This is a genomic window from Corallococcus sp. CA041A, from assembly GCF_003612075.1.
Classification (GTDB): domain Bacteria; phylum Myxococcota; class Myxococcia; order Myxococcales; family Myxococcaceae; genus Corallococcus; species Corallococcus exiguus.
Genome location: NZ_RAWF01000206.1, coordinates 1 through 17,753, shown reverse-complemented (window position 1 = coordinate 17,753; position 17,753 = coordinate 1). Strand labels below are relative to the sequence as shown.

The following is a 17,753-nucleotide window of genomic DNA, read 5'->3' as shown; positions in this document are numbered from 1 at the left end:
CCTTCCCCAAGGTGCGCGAGAACTTCAAGAACCTGGACTCCATCACCTACGACGAGCCGCAGGTGACGGGCGACAAGGCGCTCGTGGGCTCCACCATCTTCATCAACCACCCGCTGAAGAAGCAGGACTGTGGTTGCAGCGCTCCTTCCAGTTGGAGCTGCTGGACCGGAACGAGCAGTACGTCACGGCCTGGCCGGGATGGATGGCCGCACTGTCGTTCCGCTTCAGCCCGGTGTGGATGGTGGAGGCGCGCGCACAGGCGTTGTGGGCCTACGTCCCGGTGGACGGGCAGACGCGAACGGTGGGCTTTGGATGCCTGATGCTGGCCGGAGGGTACCGCTTCTGATGCGAGCCAGGACATGCGGCGGAGCGCTGGTGTTGGCGCTCGTGGGCTGTGGCGGTTTCGACAACGGAGACCTGCGCACGGGCACCGTGCGAGGCCGCGTGCTGGGCGCGGAGTCCGGCGTGGCGCGTGTCAGCGTGCTGGGCCATTCGGAGCTGCGCGCGACGGTGGCCGCGGACGGCCGCTTCGAACTGGACGGCGTGCCAGCGGTGCCGCTGGAGCTGTACGTGGTCGCCTCACGTACGCAGGCGGCGAGGACGCCCGTGTTGGCGCAGGGTGCAAGGGTCACCGACGTGGGTGACATCCAGGGGAAGCCCGGGGCCTTCCTCACCGTGCGGGTGCGCGACGAGCAGGGCGCCATCCCTCCCGACGTCGAGGTGGAGCTGCGAGGCACGGGAGAAGACCGCGCGAAGGTGGACACGAGCAGCGGCGAGGTCCGCCTGGGGCCGCTGCCCGCGGGCTGCTACTCGCTGGAGGTCAAGGCCGACGACCTGGAGGACGTGGAGACGGAGGTCTGCGTCCGTGAGGGCGAGGAGCGTGTTCAGCCCATCACGCTGCCCGCGGATGACGATGACGGTGGGGACGACGACGGCGGCAGCGACGACCACGGCGGCGGACGGGACGGCGGCTGAATCGTCACTTCAGGTCAGTGACCCGAATCGAGCCGAGGAAGGCTTCGCCCTCGGGGAACGGGTCGTCCTCGGGGGAAACGACCTGAAGGAAGACAAGGCTTGTCCCCGCGACGAGCCAACGATCGCAGAGTCTTTCTCCGATGCCGTCCGGCATCTCCTCGGGCGGGCCAATCCACTCTGCGCCGACCATGCGCCACTCCCATCCGTACCAGGGCGCGGGTAGCCGGGTGAGCTCGTTCTCTGGGACGCCATAGCGCTGGATCAGCGCCATCCGGAGTTGCTCGCGCTTGTCTTCGGGCGAGGCTTCGGGAGCGTAGACATCGGTGCTCCAGTCAAAATGGAAATGCCTGCCCGAGTCCGTGTGGCTCCACGAGCAGTGGACGCCGAGCAAGGGTCGGGGCTCATCAAATTTGAGGAGGAGGTCGTCGCCGGCCTTGTAGTGCCAGCACCTGGCATACGGCCCTGCGCGAGGCGATTCCGGTTCCCCAGGAGACACCCGAGGCGCCACGACGCTCACCCCGGGAGCCGGCTCCCAGCGGACCAGCTCCTGAGGCAGCGGCCACTGCGGCCGGGCAGGAGCAGCCGTCCGCCCCGCAGCGCAGGCCATGCATGCGAGCGCGAGCAGGCTCGGAACGTAGCGGTTCAACCGGGTCATGAAGATAGGGTACACCCCGGTCCGTGAAGTCCCTGCCTCCCTCTCGCCCCACGAAGGTGATGACGTGAACGACCGACTCCTGCGCACGGCGCGCCGCCAGCCCACCGACACCACCCCCGTGTGGCTGATGCGTCAGGCGGGCCGCTACCTGCCCGAGTACCGCGCCATCCGCGGCAACATCGCGTTCCTGGACCTCTGCAAGAACCCGGACCTGGCCGCGGAAGTGACCGTCCAGCCCATCACCCGCCTGGGCGTGGACGCGGCCATCATCTTCTCCGACATCCTCATCCCCGTGGAGGCCATGGGCATCCACCTGGAGCTGGGCGACAAGGGCCCCCACTTCCCCAACCCGCTGCGCACGCCCGCGGACATCGACAAGCTCGGCGTCCCCGACCCCGTGGAAGGCACCGGCTTCGTCGCCGAGGCCATCCGCCGCACGCGCAAGGCCATCAACGACTCCGTGCCCGTCATCGGCTTCGCGGGCGCGCCCTTCACCCTGGCCGCGTACATGGTCGAGGGCGGCGGCTCCAAGAGCTACATCCAGATCAAGCGCCTGCTCTTCGAGCAGCCCGAAGTCGCCCACCGCCTCTTCCGGAAGCTCACCGACACCCTCATCCCGTACCTCAAGATGCAGGTGGAGGCCGGCGCGAAGATTGTTCAAATCTTCGACTCCTGGGGCGGCGAGCTGTCCCCCTGGGACTTCGAACGCTTCAGCCTCCCGTACCTCACCGAGATGGTGACGGAGCTCAAGGCCACCGGCGTCCCCGTCATCCTCTTCGGCGTGAACATGACGCCGCACCTGCCGCTCCTGAAGCGCACCGGCGCGGACGTCATCGGCCTGGACTGGCGCTGCCCCGTGGACGAGGGCCGCCGCATCCTCGGGCCGGACGTCGCCACCCAGGGCAACCTGGATCCGCTCCACCTCTTCCTCCCCCGTGAAGAGCTGGACGGTCGCGTGAAGGACATCCTCCGCCGCGCCGGCCCCACCGGGCACATCTTCAACCTGGGCCACGGCATCCTCCCGCCCACCGACCCGGACGCCGCGAAGTTCCTCGTGGAGGCCGTCCACAAGCACGGCGCCGCCCTCCGCCAGGGCACGCTCGGCTGAACAATCCCCCGCCCGGCCGACTGGCGAGCAGTTGACTCAAGAATCAATCCGACATTGACGCGGTGCATTGCCCGCCGTTAGAAGCGCCTCACTCGTTTCACAGAGGGTGAGGCACACATGGCAAGCGAGAAGCGCAACGGCCACCGGCGGGTGGCCATCGTTCGCGGTCTGCGGACGCCGTTCGCGAAGGCGGGCACCGTCTTCGCGAACCTGACGGCGCTGGACCTGGGCCGGATGGTGGTCCAGGAGCTGGTGCAGCGCAGCGACCTGGACCCCAACGAAATCAACCAGGTCGTCTTCGGACAGGTCATCCCCACGCTGACCGCGCCGTCCATCGCGCGCGAAGTGGTGCTGGCGGCGGGCCTGCCCAAGCGCATTGACGCCTTCACGGTGGCGCGCGCCTGCGCCACGTCCATCCAGTCCATGGTGGCGGGCGCCAACGCCATCGCGCTGGGGGACGCGGACGTCGTCATCACCGGCGGCACCGAGTCCCTGTCGGACGCGCCCATCTTCACCAGCCGCCCGCTGGCGCACGCGCTGGCCGCGTCGTCCAAGGGCAAGAGCCTGCCGGACAAGCTCAAGCCCTTCCAGAAGCTCAAGGCCAAGGACCTCATCCCCGTGCCCCCCGCCATCGCCGAGTACTCCACCGGCGAGACCATGGGCGAGAGCGCGGAGAAGATGGCCAAGGAGAACGGCATCACCCGCGAGGAGCAGGACCTCATCGCGTTCAACTCGCACCAGAACGCGGCCCGCGCGTGGAAGGAGGGCCTGTTCGACGGTGAGGTGATGCACGTCACCGTGCCGCCCAGGTACGAGCAGACCGCCACGAAGGACAACATCGTGCGCGAGGACACCAGCCTGGAGGCGCTCTCCAAGCTCAAGCCGGTGTTCGACCGCCGCTATGGCAGCGTCACCGCAGGCAACGCGTCCCCGCTGACGGACGGCGCCGCGGCGCTGCTGCTCATGAGCGAGGAGAAGGCGAAGGCGCTGGGCTACGAGCCGCTGGGCTTCCTGCGCTCGCACGCCTTTGCCGCCACCGACCCGGGCGACCAGCTGCTCCAGGGCCCGGCGTACGCGGCGCCCGTGGCGCTCAAGCGCGCGGGGATGAAGCTTGGGGACATCGACCTGGTGGAGATGCACGAGGCCTTCGCCGCGCAGGTGGCGAGCAACCTCCAGGCGCTGGCGTCCAAGGAGTTCGCGAAGAAGGCGGGCTTCAACGCGCCGGTGGGCGAGGTGGACCGGTCCATCCTGAACGTGACGGGCGGCTCCATCTCCATCGGGCACCCGTTCGGTGCCACGGGCGCGCGCATCATCACGCAGGCCCTGAATGAGCTGAAGCGTCGGAACAAGAACACGGTGTTGTGCACCGTCTGCGCCGCGGGTGGCCTGGGCGCCGCGGTCATCCTGGAGCGTGCGTGATGGCGACCAAGCAAGAGGCAGTCGAAGCGAAGCAGGGCTTGAGCTACGACGTCACGAACGGCGTCGCGGTCATCACCGTGGACCAGCCGGGCGCGCCGGTGAACACGCTGTCCCCGGACGTGGGCGCCGCGTTCTCCGACCTGCTCCTTCAGGCGGAGCGGGACCCGGAGGTGAAGGCCGTCGTCTTCATCTCCGGCAAGAAGGACAACTTCGTCGCTGGCGCGAACATCGACTTCCTCCAGACCATCAAGTCCCCGGCGGACGTGGAGGCCATCAGCCGCGCCGCGCACGCGGAGTTCGACCGGCTGGAGGCCTTCTCCAAGCCCGTGGTCGCGGCCATCCACGGCGCGTGCCTGGGCGGCGGCCTGGAGTGGGCGCTCGCGTGTCACTACCGCATCGTCACGGACAGCCCCAAGTCGGTGGTGGGCCTGCCGGAGACGCAGCTGGGCCTCATCCCCGGGGCAGGCGGCACGCAGCGGCTGCCCGCGCTGATTGGCGCGGAGGCCGCGCTGGACCTCATCCTCACCGGCAAGAACGTCAAGCCGTCCAAGGCGAAGAAGCTGGGCCTCGTGGATGAAGTCGTGCCGGTGCCCATGCTCAAGGATCTCGCGCTCAAGCGCGCGGCGGAGCTGGCCGCGGGCACGCTGAAGGTGGAGCGCTCGCACCAGGGCTTCAAGGCCGTGGCCCAGAGCGGCAAGAAGAAGGGCATCGCCGGTCTCTTCCAGGGGCTCATCAACAAGGACCTCTGGAAGGAAGCGGCGCTGGAGGACAACCCGCTCGGCCGCAAGGTGATGTTCGACCAGGCGAAGAAGCAGCTCCTGAAGAAGACGCGCGGCAAGTACCCCGCGCAGGAGAAGGCGCTGCAGGTCATCCGCGTGGGCCTGGAGTCCGGCCGCAAGGCGGGCCTGGAGGCGGAAGCGAAGGCCTTTGGCGAGCTGGTGTTCACGGACGTGTCGCGGCGCCTGGTGGAAATCTTCTTCGCCACCACGGCGCTGAAGAAGGAGAACGGCACCTCCAACCCCAACCTGAAGCCGCGCGAGGTGAAGAAGGTGGGCGTGCTGGGCGGCGGCCTCATGGGCGGTGGCATCGCCTACGTGGCTGGCGTGCTCCAGGGCGTGCCCGTGCGCGTGAAGGACCGGGACGACGCGGGCGCGGGTCGCGCGCTCAAGCAGGTGCAGACGGTGCTGGATGAGCGCGTGAAGCGCCGCTCGCTCACGCGGCTCGAGTCGAACGCGAAGCTGTCCAACATCACCGCGGGCACGGACTACAGCGGCTTCAAGTCGGTGGACCTGATCATCGAAGCCGTCTTCGAGGACCTGAAGCTCAAGCACCAGGTCATCGCGGAGGTGGAGGCCGTCACCGGCGAGAACACCATCTTTGCGTCCAACACCTCCAGCCTGCCCATTGGCGAGCTGGCGAAGGGCAGCAAGCGCCCCTCGCAGGTGATTGGCATGCACTACTTCAGCCCGGTCCACAAAATGCCGCTGCTGGAGATCATCACGCACCCGGGTACCGCGGAGTGGGTGACGGCGACCTGCGTGGACGTGGGCAAGAAGCAGGGCAAGACGGTCATCGTCGTCAACGACGGGCCGGGCTTCTATACGTCGCGCATCCTCGCGCCGTACATGAACGAGGCGGCGTACCTGCTGGCGGAAGGCGCGGACATCGTCCAGCTGGACAAGGCGCTGGTGGACTTCGGCTTCCCGGTGGGGCCCATCACGCTCTTGGACGAGGTGGGCATCGACGTGGCCCAGAAGGTGGGGCCCATCATGGAGGCCGCGTTCGGCAAGCGCATGGTGGCGCCCAAGGCGCTGGCGGGCGTGGTGTCCGACGGTCGCCTGGGCCGCAAGACGAACAAGGGCTTCTACCTGTACGAGAACGGGAAGAAGAAGGAGGTGGACCCGCAGGTCTACCTGCTCTTGCCGCACGGCAAGGACCGCAAGTCCCTGGACCCCGCGGAGATGGCGGAACGCGTCGCACTGCAGATGGTGAACGAGGCCATCCGCTGCCTGGGTGAAGGCATCCTGCGCAGCCCGCGCGACGGCGACGTGGGCGCCATCTTCGGCCTGGGCTTCCCGCCGTTCCTGGGCGGCCCGTTCCGGTACGCGGACGCCCTGGGCCCGGCCAACCTGCTGCGCAAGCTGGAGCACTACCAGGACAAGTACGGCGAGCGCTTCACGCCCGCGCCGCTGCTGGTGGAGAAGGTGCGCGCCAACAAGGGCTTCTACGAGTCCTGAGCACGTGACGCACCGGGCGGTGAGGGGACCTCAAACGGTTTTCTCCCTGTTTCCGGGCCTGACTTGACGCGAGGGGCGGTTCTGGACCAAGGGGCATGCCCTACATGGTCCGTTCCGCTCCTCGTGTTGTTCTGACCGCCGGGCTCGCGGCCCTGGCGGTGTGCACCGCGTTGGTAGCGGTGTCCGCGATGGTGTTCCCGCAGGGCTACAGCCCCGCGCGGCTGACGTGGCCGGGGGCTCCCATCCTCCTGGGCTGGACGCACTTCGACGCCGGTTGGTACGCGCACATCGCGACGGCGGGCTACAGCTACACGCCCGGCCAGCAGAGCCCGGTGGCGTTCTTCCCGCTGTATCCCCTGGTGCTGCGCGGACTGGGCCTGCTGTCCATGGACACGTTCCTCGCGGGCGTGCTCGTCACCATGCTGTGCGGCCTGGGCGCGCTGTACGTCTTCACGCTGTGGGCGCGCACGCGGGCGGATGAAGAGGCGGCGAGGAACGCGGGGCTGCTGCTGGCGTTCTATCCGTTCGCGTTCTTCCTCTACGGGGCCATGTATTCGGACGCGCTGTTCCTCCTGCTGATCATCGGAGCGTTCCTGCTGTTGGAGCGGGGGCAGCTGGGGTGGGCGGTGCTGCTCGCGGCGGTGGCCACGGCGGCGCGGCCGGTGGCGCCCGCGCTGGTGGTGGGCCTGCTGGCGCGGCGGCTGGAGTGGAAGCACGAGCGCGGCCAGAAGTGGAGCCTGATGGACCTGCTGCCGGTGTTCGCGGCGGCGGGCTTCGTGCTGTACGTGCTCTACCAGTGGAAGGCGTTCGGCGAACCGTTCGCGTTCGTGAAGGTGCAGTCCGCGCCGGGGTGGGACCAGAAGCCGGGCTGGCGCACGTGGGCGAAGCTGCGCTGGTTCCAGGGCTTCAGCCGGGAGATGTCGCTGTCGGACGGCTTCAGGCTGATGGGGCACGCGGCCGTCACGGTGGGGGCGCTCGCACTGGTGTGGCCCACGGTGAAGCGGTTGGGGTGGGGCTATGGCGTGTACGCGCTGGCCATCGTGGGATTGCCCGCACTGTCCAGCAAGGACTTCATGGGAATGGGGCGCTACCTGCTGGCCGCCTTCCCGCTGTTCCTCACGTTGGCGCTGCTGCTCAAGGAACGGCCGCGCACGAGGTGGGGAGTGCTCGCAACGAGCGCCTGCGTGATGCTGGCGCTGACGGCGGCCTTCGGAGCGGCGGAGTACGTGTCATGAGCGGACGGATGGGACGAGCGCTGGCGCGAGCCGCGGCCCCGAGCGCGGAGGCCGCGTCATGAGCGGGCTCATGTCCCAGGCGCTGGAGCTCTATGCGCACCTACCCTCGGGCGAGCGCTTCCACGTGCACGCGCGGGCGTCCTCGGCTCCCTTGCTCGCGGTGGCGTCGCGTCTGCCCGCCGGGACGGTGGCGGACATCGGCTGCGGGCACGGCCTCCTGTCCGCGGTGATGGCGCTCGCGGTGCCGGAGCGACGGGTCCTCGGAGTGGACCTGGACGAGCGCAAGGTGCACTGGGCGAAGCAGGCCCTGTCGGGGCTGCCCAACGTGACGCTGGACGTGGGCTCCGTGGAAGAGCTCGCGAGGACGCAGCCGCACAGCCTCGACGCCGTGGTGGTCTGCGACGTGCTGTACCTGCTGCCCGACGAGCGGTGGCCCGGCTTCCTCCAGTCCGTGCGCGGCCTGCTCAAGCCCGGCGGCCGCTTCCTCCTGAAGGAAGTCGAAGGCGACCGCTCCTGGAAGCACGCGAAGGCGCTCGCGCAGGAGTGGGTGATGGTCTCGCTCCTGGGGCGCACCAAGGCCAGCGGCGGCATGGTGCTCAAGCCGCGAGTCGACGGCGTGCGGCTCCTGCGCGACGCAGGCTTCGAGGTGCGTGAAGTCGTGGGCCTGGGCGCGGGCTACACGACGCCGCACCTGCTCTACGACGCCGAGGCCCGCTGAAGAAGCCCACGCGTGCGTGGCGGGCCACCTCCAAGCCTGTCCGACAGTCGGACAGGTTTCCGCGGCTCGTCAGCCCAGCTCGCCGTAGTTCGCCAGCGTGATGCCCCGCTCCACGAGCTTCGCCTTCACGCGGGGACTGGTGAGCGCGGCCAGCTCCGCCTCCCAGCCATAGGTCCACGCCGGATCCTCCGGCACATGCGGAGCGCCCTCACCGGGGTGGCACCCCAGCTCGAAGTCTCCCGCCGGCAGCGAGTCCAGCACCGAGAGCAGCGCGGACTCATCCAGCCGGCCCGCCTCGAATACGCCCCCCGCGCTCACCCGCCGCACGCCCGGCCGGGCCCGAGGAGCCGTCCGCGCCAGCACCGCGAGCACCGTCGTCTTCACCGCCGGCCCGGGAGCCCGAAGCCACGACGCGCGCGGCAGCGCATCCGGCCACCGCAGCGGCAGGCCCTCCCGAGCGGCAATGCCCTCTACCACCGACCGCACCCCCGGCAGTAGGTGCAGGTGCTGGTGCCCGTCCAGGTGGTCCACCTTCGCGCCCAGCTCCCGAGCGCGGGCAAGCTGCGCGGACAGCTCCCGCTCCAGCTCTTCTCTCCGTACCCGCCCCGTCACCCACGCCTTCGCGAACTCCGCCCAGCTGCCCCGCAGCCGCCCGCCCGGCGCCACCGTCCGCACGGCCTCAGCGGGGGCCGCGCAGGGAAGCCGCGTGGACAGCGCCAGGTGCACGCCCACCGCCAGCCCTTGCGCCTTCGCCAATCCCACGGCCTCCGCGGCGGAGGGCCCCATGGCCAGCAGCGTCGCGCTGGTCACGATGCCCTCGCGGTGCGCCTTGAGGATGCCCGCGTCCAGCGACGGATGCAGGCCCAGGTCGTCCGCGTTGACGATGAGGCGGGTGCGCGACGCCATGTGCGGCCTACCCACGCCCCGCGTGGCCCGGCACCGAACGCAATGGCTGCACGGACGGAGGCAGGCGCACCGGCTTGGTCGGCGGCGACGGCGAGCGCGTCTCCGGGTACAGCGCCACCAGCTCCTTCACCATCTTCAAGATGACCGACGGCGACGCCAGCGTGGAGATGCCGCGCGTGCGCGGGAAGTAGTCCACGCCCATCTGGAACACGCGGAAGCCCTTGCGGATGGCCTTCACCACCAGCTCCGCGTCGATGAACGAGCCCTGGCTCCGGAGCTCCATCGACTCCAGCACCTGGCGGCGCATCAGCTTGAAGCTGAAGTTCACGTCCTTGATCTGGATGTCGAACAGCGCCCGGATGAGCACGTTGTAGACGAACGAGTACACGATGCGCTTCGCGCCCTCGCTCGTGCGGTCGAACCGGAAGGCGCAGATCATGTCCGCCTCCAGGTAGTTCATCAGGTGCAGCGCCCGCTCCAACTCGCGCATGTCCCACGGCAGGTCGATGTCCGAGTACAGCACCAGGTCCTTCGTGCTCGCCGCCAGCCCCGTGCGCATCGCTCCGCCCAGCTTCAGGTTCACGGGGTGGGTGATGACCCTTAGCTGAGGCACCTTCGCAGCCAGCGCGTCGCAGACCTCCTGGGTCCGGTCCGTGGAGGCGTCATTGACGACGATGATTTCGAAGTCGTCGGTGAGCTTCGGTAGCACTTCCAGTGCGCGGCTCACCGCGCGCTCCACGTAGTCCTCTTCGTTCCAAGCGGGGAAGAAGAGGCTGATGCTCGGGTACTTGGCCACGGTCGTCATGTCGCGCGCGTTCCGTCCGGAAGGAAACGCGCGCTCGCTAGCAGAGCCCCTACCCGCAGGCAAACCCCTTGGCCCTTCTCGTGGGAAACCCCTATAGTACCGCCTAGTCATCATTTTACGGGGACACGGTGAAAACCCAGCCCTACACGCTTCTGGTCGTGGACGATTCACAGGCACTGCTGCCTCAGCTGGTGCGCGCGCTCGGCCCGGAGGACTTCGCGCTCCGTGTGGCCCGCTCCGGGCCGGAGGCGCTCGGGCTGACCCAGGAGGTAGACGGCGTCTTGCTCTGCTCCGGCGGCCTCGACGAGGCCCAGGCTCAGGGCCTCCTGGAGGCCCTCTCCCCACCGCAACCGGGGCCCCAACCCGCCGTGGTGGTCCTGGCTCCCCCGGAAGACCGGGCCTTGCGCCTGGCCGCGCTGCGCAGGGGGGCTGAGGTAATTCTGACCCCATGGGACGACGAAGAGCTGCGTTTGAGGCTCTACCGGAGCCTGGAAGCGCACTCCCGGTTGAGGTCACTTCACTCCCAGGTCGAGGAACTGCGGCGCCTGGCGGTGACGGACGGCCTGACCCAGGTGCACAACCATCGTTACTTCCAGGAGCGCCTGCGCGAGGAGTTCCGCCGCTCGCAGCGCTACGACGAGAGCCTCTCTCTCATCCTGGTGGACCTGGACCACTTCAAGAACATCAACGACGCCCACGGCCACGGCGCCGGAGACCGCGTCCTGAGAGAGGTGGCAGCCTCCCTCCAGCACAGCGTCCGTGAGACGGACCTGGTGGCCCGCTATGGAGGAGAGGAGTTCGCCATCCTCCTGCCCTGCACCCACCTGCCCGGCGCCCTCACCGTGGCGGAGAGAATCCGTAAGGGAATCAACGAGTTGCACGCCGGGCCGGAGGGTGCCCTGCGCGTCACCGCGTCCCTGGGCGTCTCCAGCTTCCCCCACCGCGCCATCCTCGCCCCGGAGCAGCTGCTGCTCACCGCGGACGAGGCCCTCTACCGCGCCAAGCGGGAGGGTCGCGACCGCATCTGCCTGCACCCTCCCGCGCCCCTGTTTTCCGCGCCGCCCTCCCGCGCTGGCTGACCCAGAGGGTCAAAAACCCTGAGTCGGGTTTGACCCCATTGGGTTCCATGGGTCTATGATGACCTTGCCCCTTTTTGTCATGTCACTGAAAAAGGACGTGATTGCCGGGGTTTATCCAAATCTCCGGTTTGGCAAGGCCATTGCAAATGTCTATTCCCGGAAAGTCCATGGGAACCCTCGGAGCTCAAGCGCAGGCGCAGGACCCGGTCGCTCGCGGCCGGCTGCTGCTCGTGGACGACGAGGAGAACATCCTCAAGTCCATCCGGCGGGTGCTGCGCCGGGGTGAGTGGGACATCGAGACGGCGACGGACGCCGAAACGGGTCTGCGCACGCTGGAGCGCTTCCAGCCGGAGGTCGTCATCTCCGACTTCCGCATGCCGGGGATGAACGGGGTGGAGTTCCTCACCCAGGTGAAGCTCCAGGCGCCGCGCGCCCAGCGCATCATGCTCACGGGGCAGGCGGATCAGCAGGCCATCGAAGAGGCCATCAACCGCTCCGAAATCTTCCGCTTCATCTCCAAGCCCTGGAACGACAGCCACCTGGTCCTCACGGTGAAGAGCGCCTTCGAGCAGTACGCGCTCCACGCGGAGAACGACCGGCTCTACCGCGTCACCCAGGAGCAGAACGCGGAGCTCAAGCACCTCAACGCGGACCTGGAGGAGCGCGTCGCGCTGCGCACGCGCCTGCTCTCCACGGCCAAGCGCGAGTGGGAGCTGTCCTTCGACTGCATGGAGACGCCGCTCGCGGTGGTGCGCGCGCGGGACTTCGCGGTGCGCCGGGCCAACGTGGCCTACGCGCAGGTGGCCCGCCGCTCCATCGAAGAAGTGCCTTCCGACGTCCCCTGCCACCAGTACCTCTTCGGCCGGGACACGCCGTGCACGGGCTGCCCGCTGCCCTCCGCCATGGAGACAGGCAAGGGCGCGCGCGGGGAAGTGCAGCAGGGCGGGCGCAGCTACGTGGTGGCCGCGTATCCCTTCGCCGGTGACGACCGCGCGGTGTGCACCTACCGCGACGTCACGGAAGAGCAGGCCATGACGCGCCGGCTCATCGAGACGGAGAAGATGGCCGCGGTGGGCCAGCTCGCGGGCGGCGTGGCGCACGAAATCAACAACCCGCTGGGCGGCATCCTCGCCTTCGCGCAGCTGATGTCCCGCGACGCGGGCCGCAGCGAGAGCGACCTGGAGTCGCTGAAGCTGATTGAAGAGAGCGCGCTGCGCTGCAAGCGCATCGTGGAGAGCCTGCTGAAGTTCAGCCGGCACAGCCGCGTGGAGGACCGCCGCCTCTTTGATTTGTCCAAGTGCGTGGAGGATGCCGCGGTGCTCTTCCGCGCGCAGCTCAAGTCCATGCCCAAGGTGGAGCTGAAGCTGGGCCTGAAGGACGGGCTGCCCAAGGTGTACGGCGACCCCGGCACGCTCGCGCAGGTGGTGCTCAACCTGCTGCAGAACGGCCTGCAAGCGCTTCCCAATGCCGACGGGCGCCTGTCCCTGGAGACGGGGCGCGAGGGCGACCGGACGTTCTTCGCGGTAAGGGACACCGGCTCGGGCATCGAAGAGCGTCACCTGCCGCGCATCTTCGAGCCGTCCTTCACCACCAAGCCGCCCGGCGAGGGCACCGGCCTGGGGTTGTCCATCGCCTATCGCATCGTCCAGGACCACGGGGGCACCTTCCACGTGGACACCCACGTGGGTCAGGGCTCCCGCTTCATCGTCTACCTGCCTATTCCCCTGCAGCTCGAGAGGTTGCCGTGAACCAAGTCAAGCGCGCCAAGGTCCTCGTTGTGGATGACGACTCCGTCGTCCTCAAGGCCGTCACCCAGATCCTCCAGCGGGAAGGACACCCGGTCGTCGCCATCGACGACGCGGTGGAGGGGCTCGCGGCGGCGAAGGATCCGTCCATCGACGTGGTCGTGCTCGACATCAAGATGCCGCACCTGTCCGGCATGGACCTGCTGCGCGCCATCAAGGCGGACCGCCCGGACGTGGAGGTCATCATGATGACGGCCTTCGCCACCGTGGAGACGGCGGTGGAGGCGGTGAAGGCGGGCGCGTACGACTACCTCACCAAGCCCTTCGAGAACATCGACGAGGTCAGCCTCACGGTCGCCAAGGCCGCCGAGCGCAAGGCGCTGAAGGACCGCACCCGCGCGCTGGAGGAGGCGCTCACCGCGCGCAGCCAGTTCGAGGACCTCATCGGTCAGTCCTCGCAGATGCGCGCCGTGTTCAAGCTGGTGGAGACGGTCAGCCACTCCACCGCCACGGTGCTCATCCAGGGTGAGAGCGGCACGGGCAAGGAGCTGGTCGCCCGCGCCATCCACTACCGCAGCGCGCGCCGCGACAAGCCCTTCGTGGCCGTCAACTGTTCCGCGCTGACGGAGACGCTGCTGGAAAGCGAGCTCTTCGGCCACGTGAAGGGCAGCTTCACCGGCGCCACCGGCAACAAGAAGGGCCTCTTCGAGGCGGCCGACGGCGGCACCATCTTCCTGGATGAAATTGGCGACGTGCCCCCGGCCACCCAGGTGCGCCTCTTGCGCGTCCTGCAGGAGGGTGAGGTCAAGCGCGTGGGCGCCAACGAGCCCGTGAAGGTGGACGTGCGCGTCATCGCCGCCACGCACGTGGACCTGTCCCGCGCGAAGGAGCAGGGCAAGTTCCGCGAGGACCTCTTCTATCGCCTCAACGTCATCACCATCGACCTGCCGCCCCTGCGCGACCGCCCGGAGGACGTGCCGCTGCTCGCGCACCACTTCCTCAAGGTCTACACCGGCAAGGCGGACAAGAAGGTCACCGGCATCAGCCCCCGCGCCATGGAGGCCCTCACCTGCAACCGGTGGACGGGCAACGTGCGCGAGCTGGAGAACGTCATCGAGCGCGCGGTGGTGCTGACGGCCAACGACGCCATCGACGTGGAGGACCTGCCGCCCGGCTTCCAGGCCGCGCCCCAGGCCGACTCGGCGGTGGAGGTGTTCAGCCTGGCGCACCTGCCGTACGCCCAGGCCAAGCGTCTGGCCATGCGCGCCTTCGAGCGCCGCTATCTGTCCGCGCTGCTGGAGAAGAACAACCACAACGTGTCCAGCGCGGCGCGCGCGGCCGGCGTGGACCGCTCCAACTTCCGCCGTCTGCTCAAGCAGTACGAAGTGGCCGGCCGCAGCATGAAGCCGCGCTCGCCCAAGGGCCCGGACTCGGACAGCGGTCCGGGCCCCGTCCTGGAAGCGGTGTCCTGACGGGGCCCTTCGGGGAGTGACGGCGCTTCAGCCGTCCTCCCCGGGCTCGCGCTCGCTGCGACGTGCGGCGAGTTGCTGTTGGATGGTTTCGTAGCGCTCGGACAGCTCCGCCTCGAAGCCGTTGCGCGTCGGGGTGTAGAAGCAGCGGGAGCGCAGCGCTTCGGGCAGGTAGTCCTCCGGGACGTAGTTGCCCTCGAAGTTGTGCGGGTACTTGTACCCGCCGCCGTAGCCCAGCGACTTCATCAGCTTGGTGGGCGCGTTGCGCAGGTGCATGGGCACTGGCAGCGCGCCTTCCTTCGTCACGGCCTCGCGCACGGCCGCGTACGCGGCGATGACGGCGTTCGACTTGGGCGCGAGCGCCAGGTACGTCACGGCCTGGGTGAGGGGCAGGGTGCCCTCCGGCAGGCCCATGAGCTGGAAGGCCCTCAGCGCGTCCACCGCCACGCCCAGCGCGCGCGGGTCCGCGTTGCCCACGTCTTCCGACGCGAAGATGACCATGCGGCGGAAGATGAAGACGGGGTCCTCGCCCGCCTCCAGCATGCGCGTCATCCAGTACAGCGCGGCGTCCACGTCGCTGCCGCGCATGGATTTGATGAACGCGCTGACGACGTTGTAGTGCTCCTCGCCGCCCTTGTCGTAGAGCAGCATCTTCTGCTGGAGCGCCTCCTCCGCCACCTTGCGGTCCACCGCCGTGCGGCCGTACGCCGCCGCAGCCTCCAGCGCGGTGAGGGCCTTGCGCGCGTCGCCGCCCGCCGCGTCCGCGATGAACTCCAGCGCCGCGTCGTCCACGGCCACCTTGCCGCCCAGCCCCCGAGGGTCCGCGACGGCGTGGCGCATGACGGCGATGAGCTCCTCCTGCTCCAGCCCGCGCAGGGTGATGACGCGGCAGCGCGACAGGAGCGCGGCGTTCACCTCGAAGGACGGGTTCTCCGTGGTGGCGCCAATCAGCGTGACGGTGCCCTTCTCCACGTGGGGCAGGAGCGCGTCCTGCTGCGACTTGTTGAAGCGGTGGATTTCGTCGATGAAGAGCAGCGTGCGCTGGCGGTTCAGCTTCCAGCGGTCCTGCGCGCGGGCCACCGTCTCGCGGATGTCCTTCACGCCCGCGAGCACGGCGGACATGGTCTCGAAGGAGGCGCCGGTGGAGCGCGCGACGAGCTGGGCGAGCGTCGTCTTGCCGGTGCCGGGCGGGCCCCAGAGGATGAGGCTGGGCACCTGGTCGCTCTCCAGCGCGCGGCGCAGGAAGCGGCCCTCACCGGTGAGGTGCTCCTGTCCCAGGTACTCGCTGAGCGAGGTGGGGCGCATGCGCTCGGCGAGCGGCGCCAGGACGGCCTGTTCCTTCTGGCTGGCGTGGTCGAAGAGGTCCATGGGGCCCCCAAACCTAGCGTCCCGGCCGCCCTGCCGCGCCCCCTTGTGATGTCCAGCGCCGGGCAGGTGCGTCATTTTCCTGCGGAGGCCGGCTGGCCGGCTGGACTAGAACCCGGGGGGCGTGCAGACCCTCGTCATCGTCGCGAAGCGTGACACCCCACAGGCCGTCGCCCTGGCGGCGGAAATCCAGCAGCGCCACCCGAACCTGACGGTGCTGGCGGACCGTGCCCTGGCGCATGCGCTGAACTGGCCACGAATTGAAGACCGCGAGCTGGCGGCCCGAGCGGACCTGGTGGTGGTGCTGGGCGGTGACGGCACGCTCATCTACGCGGCGCGCCTGTTGGGCGGACGCAACGTGCCCATCATCGGCGTCAACCTGGGCAGCCTGGGCTTCATGACGGAAATCTCCGTGGAGGAGCTCTTCATCCGGCTGGATGACGTGCTGGCGGGGAACTTCCACGTGGACTCACGGATGAAGCTGTCCTGCCGCCTGTTGCGCGGTGGCAAGGTCCTCATCGAGGACGAAATCCTCAACGACGTGGTCATCAACAAGGGCGCGCTCGCGCGCATCGCGGACCACGAGACGTCCATCGACGGGGTGCCCATCACCACGTACAAGTCGGACGGCGTCATCCTGGCCACGCCCACCGGCTCCACGGCGTACTCGCTGTCCGCGGGCGGCCCCATCGTGCACCCCTCGGTGGACTGCACCATCCTGTCGCCCATCTGCTCCCATGCGCTGACCCAGCGGGCCATCGTGGTGCCGGCGGACCGCACCATTCGCGTGACGCTGAAGAGCGAGACAGCGGACACGTACCTCACGCTGGACGGGCAGACGGGCCACTCGCTCCAGGGCGGGGACTGCATTGAAGTGGTGCGCTCGCCCAACCGCGTGGGCCTGGTGCGCAACCCGCGCGTGGCCTTCTTCACCATCCTCCGGCAGAAGCTCCACTGGGGCGAGCGCTGAGCCTCCGGGCCCTTCGGGTGGGGCTCCCCTCGGGGGGGAGCGGTGGGGTAGCGTCCGGCCCGTGACGACGGGTGGGCACAGGACGCGTTTCGGCAAGTACGAGTTGCAGGAGCGCCTGGGCGCGGGTGGCATGGCCGTGGTGCACCGCGCGCGCTACACCGTGGCGGAGGGCGTGTCCCGGTCCGTGGTCATCAAGCGAGTGAGGGACCCGTACGCGCTGGACCCCGCCTTCGTGCGGATGTTCCTCAACGAAGCGCGCATCTCCATGGGGCTGTCGCACGGCAACATCGTCCAGGTCTTCGACTTCGGGCAGGAGGAGGGGGAGTACTTCCTCGCCATGGAGTGGGTGGACGGGCAGCCCCTGTCCAAGGTGCTCAAGCGCCTGAAGCTGAAGGGGATGGCGCACCTGCCGGCGCCGCTGGCCGTGCAGCTGATGGTGGAGGTCTGCAAGGGCCTGCACCACGCGCACACGCGCCGCGACGAGGAGGGCCGCTCGCTGGGGCTGGTGCACCGCGACGTGTCCCCGGACAACGTCCTGGTGAGCTACGAGGGCGAGGTGAAGCTCACCGACTTCGGCATCGCGAAGGCGCAGTGGGCCGGGCGGCAGGACACGGACGCGGGCGTGGTGCGCGGCAAGTTCCTCTACCTGTCACCGGAGCAGACGCGAGCGGAGGCGTTGGACGCGCGCTCGGACGTGTACACGGCCGGCGTGGTGCTCTTCGAACTGCTCACCGGTCGCAGGCCCGCGGAGGGAGACCAGGTCGCGGTGATGGAGCGCATCGCCACGGGCGACCTGACGCCCCCGCACGCGCACGTGCCGGACCTGGATCCGTCGCTGGGGGCGCTGGTGACGCGGGCGTTGGCGCTGAGGCGGGATGATCGCTTCACGAGCGCGGAGGACTTCCAGCGCGCGTTGGCGGAGTGGCTCGCGTACCGGGCGCCACTGTTCCCCGCGTCCACGCTGCGCCACCTGATGGGCTGGCTGTTCGAGGAGGAGCTGAAGCTCGCGGGCCAGCCGCCGCGGATTCCGGAGTCCTTCCTGCGTCAGGTGGCGGTGTGGACGGGGG

Annotated in this window: 16 protein-coding genes; 12 read left to right on the top strand and 4 right to left on the bottom strand. The window is 69.0% G+C overall.

From position 1 onward, the window contains the following. Positions 1 to 133 precede the first annotated feature (133 nt). On the top strand, positions 134 to 346 hold the full coding sequence (locus D7V77_RS30080) for a hypothetical protein (RefSeq protein WP_199733913.1): 213 nt from the start codon (positions 134 to 136) through the stop codon (positions 344 to 346). Then, positions 346 to 975 (top strand): carboxypeptidase-like regulatory domain-containing protein, encoded by a 630-nt coding sequence (locus D7V77_RS30075; RefSeq protein ID WP_120579733.1) that lies wholly within the window; start codon positions 346 to 348, stop codon positions 973 to 975. Before D7V77_RS30080 ends, D7V77_RS30075 begins: the two co-directional genes overlap by 1 nt. A gap of 4 nt (positions 976 to 979) precedes the next feature. Here the strand turns inward: D7V77_RS30075 and D7V77_RS30070 are convergent, their stop codons facing one another. Further along, the gene (locus D7V77_RS30070; protein WP_120579732.1) at positions 980 to 1,366 is read right to left on the bottom strand and encodes a hypothetical protein; all 387 of its coding nucleotides are present in this window, start codon (positions 1,364 to 1,366) and stop codon (positions 980 to 982) included. 328 nt (positions 1,367 to 1,694) lie between these two features. Here D7V77_RS30070 and hemE point away from each other — a divergent pair, with 328 nt between their 5' ends. The 5 genes from hemE (at position 1,695) to D7V77_RS30045 (ending at position 8,347) form a co-directional block, all read left to right on the top strand. Continuing rightward, positions 1,695 to 2,738 (top strand): uroporphyrinogen decarboxylase, encoded by a 1,044-nt coding sequence (gene hemE, locus D7V77_RS30065; RefSeq protein WP_120563822.1) that lies wholly within the window; start codon positions 1,695 to 1,697, stop codon positions 2,736 to 2,738. Positions 2,739 to 2,855: 117 nt separating this feature from the next. Continuing rightward, positions 2,856 to 4,157 carry an acetyl-CoA C-acyltransferase FadI gene (fadI, locus tag D7V77_RS30060; protein ID WP_120579731.1) on the top strand — a complete coding sequence of 434 codons (1,302 nt, stop codon included), beginning with the start codon at positions 2,856 to 2,858 and terminating at the stop codon, positions 4,155 to 4,157. Further along, positions 4,157 to 6,394 carry a fatty acid oxidation complex subunit alpha FadJ gene (fadJ, locus tag D7V77_RS30055; RefSeq protein ID WP_120579730.1) on the top strand — a complete coding sequence of 746 codons (2,238 nt, stop codon included), beginning with the start codon at positions 4,157 to 4,159 and terminating at the stop codon, positions 6,392 to 6,394. Before fadI ends, fadJ begins: the two co-directional genes overlap by 1 nt. A gap of 95 nt (positions 6,395 to 6,489) precedes the next feature. Next, positions 6,490 to 7,629 (top strand): mannosyltransferase family protein, encoded by a 1,140-nt coding sequence (locus D7V77_RS30050; RefSeq protein WP_233597336.1) that lies wholly within the window; start codon positions 6,490 to 6,492, stop codon positions 7,627 to 7,629. Positions 7,630 to 7,687: 58 nt separating this feature from the next. Further along, the gene (locus D7V77_RS30045; RefSeq protein ID WP_120579729.1) at positions 7,688 to 8,347 is read left to right on the top strand and encodes a bifunctional 2-polyprenyl-6-hydroxyphenol methylase/3-demethylubiquinol 3-O-methyltransferase UbiG; all 660 of its coding nucleotides are present in this window, start codon (positions 7,688 to 7,690) and stop codon (positions 8,345 to 8,347) included. Between the two features lie 69 nt (positions 8,348 to 8,416). On the opposite strand, the gene D7V77_RS30040 is transcribed toward D7V77_RS30045, so the two are convergent. After that, positions 8,417 to 9,253 (bottom strand): ChbG/HpnK family deacetylase, encoded by an 837-nt coding sequence (locus D7V77_RS30040; protein ID WP_120579728.1) that lies wholly within the window; start codon positions 9,251 to 9,253, stop codon positions 8,417 to 8,419. A 7-nt stretch (positions 9,254 to 9,260) separates the two neighbouring features. Beyond that, a complete protein-coding gene (locus tag D7V77_RS30035) occupies positions 9,261 to 10,049 on the bottom strand; it encodes a glycosyltransferase family 2 protein (RefSeq protein WP_120579734.1) in 789 nt (262 codons plus the stop codon). 137 nt (positions 10,050 to 10,186) lie between these two features. Here D7V77_RS30035 and D7V77_RS30030 point away from each other — a divergent pair, with 137 nt between their 5' ends. From D7V77_RS30030 to D7V77_RS30020, 3 genes are all read left to right on the top strand, one after another. Continuing rightward, positions 10,187 to 11,137 carry a diguanylate cyclase gene (locus tag D7V77_RS30030; protein WP_120579727.1) on the top strand — a complete coding sequence of 317 codons (951 nt, stop codon included), beginning with the start codon at positions 10,187 to 10,189 and terminating at the stop codon, positions 11,135 to 11,137. A gap of 167 nt (positions 11,138 to 11,304) precedes the next feature. After that, positions 11,305 to 12,885, top strand: a complete 1,581-nt coding sequence (locus D7V77_RS30025) for an ATP-binding protein (protein WP_120579726.1) — start codon at positions 11,305 to 11,307, stop codon at positions 12,883 to 12,885. Further along, positions 12,882 to 14,354, top strand: a complete 1,473-nt coding sequence (locus D7V77_RS30020; RefSeq protein ID WP_120579725.1) for a sigma-54 dependent transcriptional regulator — start codon at positions 12,882 to 12,884, stop codon at positions 14,352 to 14,354. Before D7V77_RS30025 ends, D7V77_RS30020 begins: the two co-directional genes overlap by 4 nt. Before the next feature lie 27 nt (positions 14,355 to 14,381). Here the strand turns inward: D7V77_RS30020 and D7V77_RS30015 are convergent, their stop codons facing one another. Continuing rightward, positions 14,382 to 15,719, bottom strand: coding sequence for a replication-associated recombination protein A (locus tag D7V77_RS30015; RefSeq protein ID WP_120579724.1), 1,338 nt, complete (start codon positions 15,717 to 15,719; stop codon positions 14,382 to 14,384). Positions 15,720 to 15,840: 121 nt separating this feature from the next. Between D7V77_RS30015 and D7V77_RS30010 the strand changes: the two genes are divergently transcribed. Next, complete coding sequence (locus tag D7V77_RS30010) at positions 15,841 to 16,686, top strand: NAD(+)/NADH kinase (protein ID WP_120579723.1); 846 nt, start codon at positions 15,841 to 15,843, stop codon at positions 16,684 to 16,686. A gap of 61 nt (positions 16,687 to 16,747) precedes the next feature. Continuing rightward, a partial coding sequence (locus D7V77_RS30005; RefSeq protein ID WP_233597335.1) for a serine/threonine-protein kinase occupies positions 16,748 to 17,753 on the top strand: 1,006 nt, incomplete at its 3' end.